Below are 6,317 nucleotides of genomic sequence, written 5' to 3'. Positions count from 1 at the left end.
AACGTCCGCGTGGTCAGGACCGTCGACCGAGACCTCTACCGCGAACGCAACAAGGTCGAACGGTTCTTCAATCGTCTCAAACACTTCCGCGGCATCGCAACGCGATACTTCAAAACCGCAGCAAACTTCCTCGCCGCACTTCACCTCGCTTGCTCAAGGCTCTGGATCAGACATTATGAGTCCACGACCTAGTTGATGGCCAGACGTCCACCGCGGTGGACACTAGGCGGTTTGCATAGCAGTTTTGGATAGACGCTTGATCAAAGCCACTGGATCAAACTGGTCTTGACGTTGGCCCAAGGTGATACTGTGAAAGTACGCTCCAAAATCCCTGATGCGTTGTCCAAGTTGTAGCATGATGAAGATCGCGCATGACGCTTTCTGAGCTCCTACTGCATTCTTGGCTTTCTCAAATGTTTCTGGGTGAATCCCCATCATGGGTGCAAGAGTTCGAGCATGGTTTTCAATGTCCAACCAGTCTCTAAGTCTCTCTGTGGAGAACGATGTCGCTTGATCGCAGACTGAGGTTAGCAAGTCTGGTTTCAGAGCTTCATTGCCTGTGTTGCTATCTAAATCTTTTTTTTCTTCTTCAGACATAGATTGGTGCCGGACAGTTTGTCCGTCATTGGCGGGCAACTCCACAGTTTCTGGTGGGTTATCTGGGGTATACAAAGTCTGGCATTCTTTGTCCGTGTCGGCGAGCAGCGCGTGGTATTCGGTAAGGCTCAGCTTCCTGCGTAGAGCTCTCCGTGCGTGGTTGATGAATGTGTTGCTGGGATCATGCTCTTCCAAATGGGCGAGCTTTGTCAGGATCTGTTTGCGGACAAATATCCGATCCCGCCGGTTATTTTCCATCTCATGTGCGATGGCGATAAGCTCGCTCGCACGTTGGAGGAGGGGGGTTAGAGACAGTCCATAGCTGATGCATTCCCCGCTGGATGAGCGAACGCGGTAGCGCTTTCTGTTCGAGCTGTCATTGCGTTTGATGAACCCGAGTTCGACGAAGCGGTTGATGTGCCTGCGGAGTGTCCGTTCGTCGATTCCGCCGACGCGCTGGCAAATCGAGTCGTTGGACGCGAAAACCGTTTCGCCATGGCCGGGCTTCAAGAAACTGAGCATGGCTTGAAGTGTTTGGATATGGCCAGGACGCAGACCGAATACGCTACGTGCATCTCTTAGTGCCCTGAAGATGGTCCAGATGTCGGTTTCAGCCGCAGAAATTGAGCCGCGTGATGCATCAGCATCAGCGGTTCTGATCGATAGTTTTGTAAATGCCATGGTTTCTTCACGACGACCGTTCGGCCCACAACTTCCCAGTCTCTTCCCGAGATTTCGCTCAGAAAAAGGCAATAAAAACCCGTCCACCGAATCGGTGACTCTTGACCGGTTTGCTGGAGGTTGCTACATCATGAGTGCTAATCGAATGATGAGGGCTCTCCAGGGGAAACTTTGGGGGGCTCTTTTCTTTCTGGTCTTCGCTTTTCTCCTCTGCTCGAGTTACTCTGTGTGGCTCGGGGCTTAGGACCCAGAGCCGCTCTCATTCCGCCACTGTTCGAAGAGCTTCAAAAGCGCTGCCTCCGCGCGCTCTTCGATCCATTGGCCGAATTCTGGGTTGTCCTTCTTGGTGATCTTGATAGCGATCGTTTTCTGGTCGACTGTCAGCGTTCCCACAGAGCTACCGTCCCCATCTTTGACAACGGACGTTAGGCTGCGGTTGGCTTGCTTCTTGTCGCTACGCGCCTTGTTCGAGCAAGCCGAGTAGACTGCCTGAAACTTATCCGCGCTTGGAGTGTCGTCGGGCAGGGCGGCGATCACCTCTTTGGCTGTGTTCACCAGATCTATCTTTTTCGACAAAGCGGCCAGGTCACCCCATTGCCGTCGTCCGATGCCATGTGCCGGCCCGATCAGCTGTACAAGCCCTTCTGGCAGTTGCTCTATGACGACGCGATGATTGGACACGCCCTGCCGTGTCAAGCCGAGAGCATCCTGAATGACGTTTGGCTTGTAACCTGATTCCTGCATCTCTTTGATAAAAAGAGATTTCTCAATGAAAGACGGGTCTAGTCGGAGGTTGTTCTCTTGGCCCTGTGCGATCAGAGATGCGTCGTCATCCAGGCTTCGAACGATCGCCTTGACCGTTCCGCCGACCATGCGGATCGCTGCGAGCCTGCGTCGTCCGTAGATGATACGGTATCTGTCCGGTTGCGCTGATGGACGGACCATAATTGGTACTTGTTGCCCATGCTTGCGAATGCTTTCGGCCAACTCATCAATACTGGAATCCTCCAGCACCAACCGATCGCGCAGACCATCCATGTCAATCTGATCGGGCTCGATGTCACGGATCGAATTCGCGGTAATCTCGCGCAAAGAGTCGCGCAATCCGCCAACAGATCCTGGCAGTTTTGCTGCTTTTGGCGGGGTAGGGGAGGGGGCCGCGCTCTCCTTCTCGTCCTTTGGAGGCTGATTGAAGATATTTCGGGCCATCAGCGACGCCCCCATGCCATTTGGATTGTCTGTTCCAACTCATCTCCAACGCCATTCACGCTGGTCAGAGCGCGATCAATCGTTTTTCTAATGAATTGGCTCGGATCAACTTCGTAGACGGTTTGCTGGGTCATACCGGCGTCCGAGATTGCTGTAGATTTCAGCATTGGCTCAGTCATGACCTGTCCGGCCAAGATCGATCTCAGGTAGCCCGCCATCTGGGTCTGAGGCCCGTCCGACGGCTCGTATCTCGTGATCAAGAACTTTACGAAGTCCCATGTAACGCGCCTGCCAATGGCTTCTTCGACAGCCTTTACCGTTTCCGAAGCAAGTTTCAGGAACTGGCTCATTGAAGCAATGTCGAGCATGCCAGGCACGACCGTTACTAGGAGTCCCGTCGAGGCTGCCAACGCCGTTAGGGTCAGAAAGCCAAGTTGAGGTGGGCAGTCGATCAGAACGATGTCGTAATTCGCCTCTACTTCCTCAAGCGCTAAGGCAAGACGCTCCGCAAATATGGGTTGCACCCGGCGGGCGAGGGCGTTTGCCGTCTCAGTTTCGTATTCCGAGAGCATCAGGCCCGCTGGGACCATATCGAGCTTATGGAAGTAGGTTTTTTGGATGACGGCTGAGAGCGGAACTTGTTCCTCATATCTCAGGGCATCATAGATTGTGCCGCCTTCGGCGAACTCGAGCTCTGGCCGAAAGCCGAAAAAGGTGGTCAAACTTGCCTGCGGATCGAGATCCAAGACCAACACTCGGTAACCTCGCAAAGCATACCGTTGTGCAAGATGGATCGTTGCTGTTGTTTTTGACGATCCGCCTTTGAAATTGACGACAGATATCACCTGGAGACGATCGCCTTCACGTCGACCGGGGCGGTAGCTTTCTGCGTTCTTTCCGGTGCGCCCCAGAATGTCGCGCAGCTTATCGATCTCTTGGGCTGTGTAGAACCGGTGTCCGCGGTTGTCTGTATGAACTTCCGGGAAGCTGCCGTCCTTGTGCCGGTTGCGCAGGTTAGATGTGCTAACGCGCAGGAGGCTGGCAACTTCGGTAGAACTGAATCGGCGCAGGGACTTTCGTTCTTCGGGCTCGAAAGCGATCTTCATCTGGCGATCCAAAGATTCAGCCAGATTGTCGGCAAATGCTCCGATGTCGGAAGAGCCTATGCCTTGCGCGTATCCAACGTTACGATCATCCATGTCCTGCCGCCCACTCTCGGCCTCTGTTGAGGCTCTTGGTCATTCTGACGGTGTACAGCGCGACTGACGCGTTTTACCGTCAGAATGGGAATGCCACGATCAAGTGAGTCCGGCAAGAAGAATCTAGATGTAGTGTGAAAGTTATCCACAGCACCAATACGTACAGTCACATCAAGATAACTGCAAGTTGTTGATTTTATGGTGATAAATCCAAAAGACCGTGCTTCAAGCCATTCATGGGGATTGTTTGGATGGTATTGGCTAAACCCATGCAACCAATGGCACAATTGACCTTCTGACGGTGTTTAGAGCGATAGATTCAGCTGTTTGAGCCTCTGCTAGTTACAGTTGGGAGTGAGCCGATTCTGATGAAATTAGGCCAAGCCGCTCCGCTCGTTCGAGCAACATTTTGACCGAAGACGGCTGCCAGCTGGCACGACCTCGAGGGGTCCGTTCGCGCATCGACTCTAGCCGATCGCAGATCGCCTGCAGCGTGATTTCGGGGTCCGCGCCTTTGATCGCTGCGACGATGGCCGGCAGGCGGTCATCGGTTTCGCGGCGTCCGGCGCGGCCAAGCACCTCGGCAGGAAGGAACCCGTCGCGCACATATGCCTTCACAGCGCGGAGCAGTCGGCCTTGTGTCCAATGGTGATCTGGGGGCAGGGGGGCATTGATAATTCGCAGCACGTCTTCCCAAGCCATATCGGGGCGCAGGCGGCGCACATGAGGCACCCAATCCTGCGCGGTCTCGTTCAGGCGTTCCATATAGCCGTCCTGCCGTGCCAGCCGCACCTTGCGCAGCGCGGCGGGATCCTTGGCGCGTAGCCCTGGGTTGCCGCCTACGCGCCCTTTGGCGCGCGCAGAGGCAAGCCCGGCCTTTGTGCGCTCGCGGATCAGAGCGCGTTCGAACTCAGCCGCAGCGCCCAGAACCTGCAACGTGAACTTGCCCTGGGGCGAGGCAGTGTCGATCGGGTCCTGGAGCGAGCGGAAGAACGCCCCCTTTCCCTCCAGTCTTTCGATCACCTCCAGCAAGTGCGACAGAGATCGCGCAAGCCGGTCGATCCGCACAACGACCAGCGTATCGCCGCTCTGGACGCGTTCGAGCACGCGTGCCAGCACCGGTCGCGCGCGATTGCCGCCCGAGGCGTGCTCTTCAAAGATCTCGGCGCATCCCGCAGACTGCAGGGCCTCAGACTGGGGCAGGGGGGTCTGATCCTCTGTGGAAACACGGGCGTAGCCTATCAGGGGCATGAAAACGGGCCGTTTGCAATTTTATGTATCATCAATAAACGACCGTTTGAAAACGAATGCAAGCAAGTGATCTCTTGTCGTGCTGGTGCACAATCCCCTTGGTTTTCTTGCACTGAGCGCGATCTGAGAGGTTCCGCCGACAGTCGCGCGTCCGTACTATACAAAGAGCGCGGGCAACTGCCACAAAATCGCTTGGGTAATGTGCATAATATAGATATTTTGCACATATGAAGCCGCAAGCATCTACTTTTCCTGATGATTTTGACGACCCCCTCATCACCACCGAGGGGGATGTGGGGGCTCACGAGGACGACCTCTGGTTCCTGCCGGGGCCGCTCGAAGAAGAACCGGATGATTTGCCGCCCGGGCCACGGGCAGAACCGTCCGACATTGCTGTCATCGACGACTGGGCAAAGGCGGAAGCGGCTCAGGCTGCGCGGCTGGCAAAGGTGGCTGGACGCCTGGGTGCGCTGGATGACCGCTTGCTGCGTGGCCCGGATGGCTGGCGACACAGACTGGCACTGATCGAGGCGGCAGACCTCAGCTGGCTTGCAGGGGATCGGGTGAGTTCTGACCGCCTCGCTCTTTGGATATCAATGCGATTGTCTGGCGCACAGGATGACCCGAATGCCTTGGCAAGAGTTGGCTGGGCTGTTCGCCGCCTGATGGGTGGTCCGGGTCCAATGGTCGATCTGGCGGCCTTTCTGGACCGCCGCGATCCCGAGAACATCGAGGATGCCACCGAGCGGCTAGAGGAGCGCGCGGGCGGATGGCTGGAGGTGATGAAATCAGCTGTTCATCTACACCCGATCACGCGGGCTTGCATGGGGTTTCACCTCTGGAGCTTGGCGGGTCTCGGGCAACAAGGCGACCAGATCGAAGCAGCCGTTACCGCGGCAAGGATCACGGCCAGCGACGGAAAGGGAGCGAACTTTGCACCACTAGCTATGGGTGGGGCAGGGGGGTTGCGCGCGTCGGGCTTACCACCGGAGCGTCTTGCTCGCTGGCTGGATGGGATGGAGACTGCCTGCCTGACCGCGATGCGGCACTTGGACTATATCGAGACATGGTCAGCGAGGACAGAAGCAGAGATGAGCTCGCTCTCAGGCAAAACTCCACCGGCTTTGCGTGCCGTGCTGACCGAATGGCCGCTCCTCTCCGCACCGATGGCCGAGGCCCTGACCGGCACTAGGTCGTGGACTCATAATGTCTGATCCAGAGCCTTGAGCAAGCGAGGTGAAGTGCGGCGAGGAAGTTTGCTGCGGTTTTGAAGTATCGCGTTGCGATGCCGCGGAAGTGTTTGAGACGATTGAAGAACCGTTCGACCTTGTTGCGTTCGCGGTAGAGGTCTCGGTCGACGGTCCTGACCACGCGGACGTT

General features: G+C 56.2%; 7 protein-coding genes. 2 read left to right on the top strand and 5 right to left on the bottom strand.

Annotated features, from left to right (window positions below; translation table 11 throughout):
- On the top strand, positions 1–192 hold a 192-nt coding region (locus PSA7680_RS18300; RefSeq protein WP_217808310.1), incomplete at its 5' end, for a transposase.
- Positions 193–222: 30 nt separating this feature from the next.
- Here the strand turns inward: PSA7680_RS18300 and repC are convergent.
- The 4 genes from repC to PSA7680_RS18280 all read right to left on the bottom strand — a co-directional run bounded on the left by repC (position 223) and on the right by PSA7680_RS18280 (position 4,937).
- Positions 223–1,278, bottom strand: a complete 1,056-nt coding sequence (repC, locus tag PSA7680_RS18295) for a plasmid replication protein RepC (protein ID WP_085870099.1) — start codon at positions 1,276–1,278, stop codon at positions 223–225.
- Positions 1,279–1,518: 240 nt separating this feature from the next.
- The gene (gene repB / locus PSA7680_RS18290; RefSeq protein WP_223229246.1) at positions 1,519–2,487 is read right to left on the bottom strand and encodes a plasmid partitioning protein RepB; all 969 of its coding nucleotides are present in this window, start codon (positions 2,485–2,487) and stop codon (positions 1,519–1,521) included.
- The gene (gene repA, locus PSA7680_RS18285; RefSeq protein ID WP_043754158.1) at positions 2,487–3,686 is read right to left on the bottom strand and encodes a plasmid partitioning protein RepA; all 1,200 of its coding nucleotides are present in this window, start codon (positions 3,684–3,686) and stop codon (positions 2,487–2,489) included. The genes repB and repA overlap by 1 nt, the downstream gene beginning before the upstream one ends.
- A 342-nt stretch (positions 3,687–4,028) precedes the next feature.
- Positions 4,029–4,937: a recombinase family protein gene (locus tag PSA7680_RS18280; protein WP_043754160.1), complete on the bottom strand. Its 909-nt coding sequence runs from the start codon at positions 4,935–4,937 to the stop codon at positions 4,029–4,031.
- 227 nt (positions 4,938–5,164) lie between these two features.
- On the opposite strand from PSA7680_RS18280, the gene PSA7680_RS18275 reads away from it, so the two are divergent.
- On the top strand, positions 5,165–6,151 hold the full coding sequence (locus PSA7680_RS18275) for a hypothetical protein (protein WP_245824758.1): 987 nt from the start codon (positions 5,165–5,167) through the stop codon (positions 6,149–6,151).
- Here PSA7680_RS18275 and PSA7680_RS18270 read toward each other — a convergent pair.
- On the bottom strand, positions 6,126–6,317 hold a 192-nt coding region (locus PSA7680_RS18270; protein WP_217808310.1), incomplete at its 5' end, for a transposase. The two genes, PSA7680_RS18275 and PSA7680_RS18270, sit on opposite strands and share 26 nt — an antisense overlap.

The sequence above is a fragment of the Pseudoruegeria aquimaris genome (assembly GCF_900172235.1).
Taxonomy (GTDB): Bacteria; Pseudomonadota; Alphaproteobacteria; order Rhodobacterales; family Rhodobacteraceae; genus Pseudoruegeria; species Pseudoruegeria aquimaris.
This window is presented reverse-complemented; position numbering and strand designations above follow the sequence as displayed.

Bases quoted from the DNA above. Each gene is read 5' to 3' on its own strand.
- PSA7680_RS18275 (WP_245824758.1), top strand. From the start codon at position 5,165: ATGAAGCCGCAAGCATCTACTTTTCCTGATGATTTTGACGACCCCCTC.
- repC (WP_085870099.1), bottom strand. From the start codon at position 1,278: ATGGCATTTACAAAACTATCGATCAGAACCGCTGATGCTGATGCATCA.
- repA (WP_043754158.1), bottom strand. From the start codon at position 3,686: ATGGATGATCGTAACGTTGGATACGCGCAAGGCATAGGCTCTTCCGAC.
- PSA7680_RS18280 (WP_043754160.1), bottom strand. From the start codon at position 4,937: ATGCCCCTGATAGGCTACGCCCGTGTTTCCACAGAGGATCAGACCCCC.
- repB (WP_223229246.1), bottom strand. From the start codon at position 2,487: ATGGCCCGAAATATCTTCAATCAGCCTCCAAAGGACGAGAAGGAGAGC.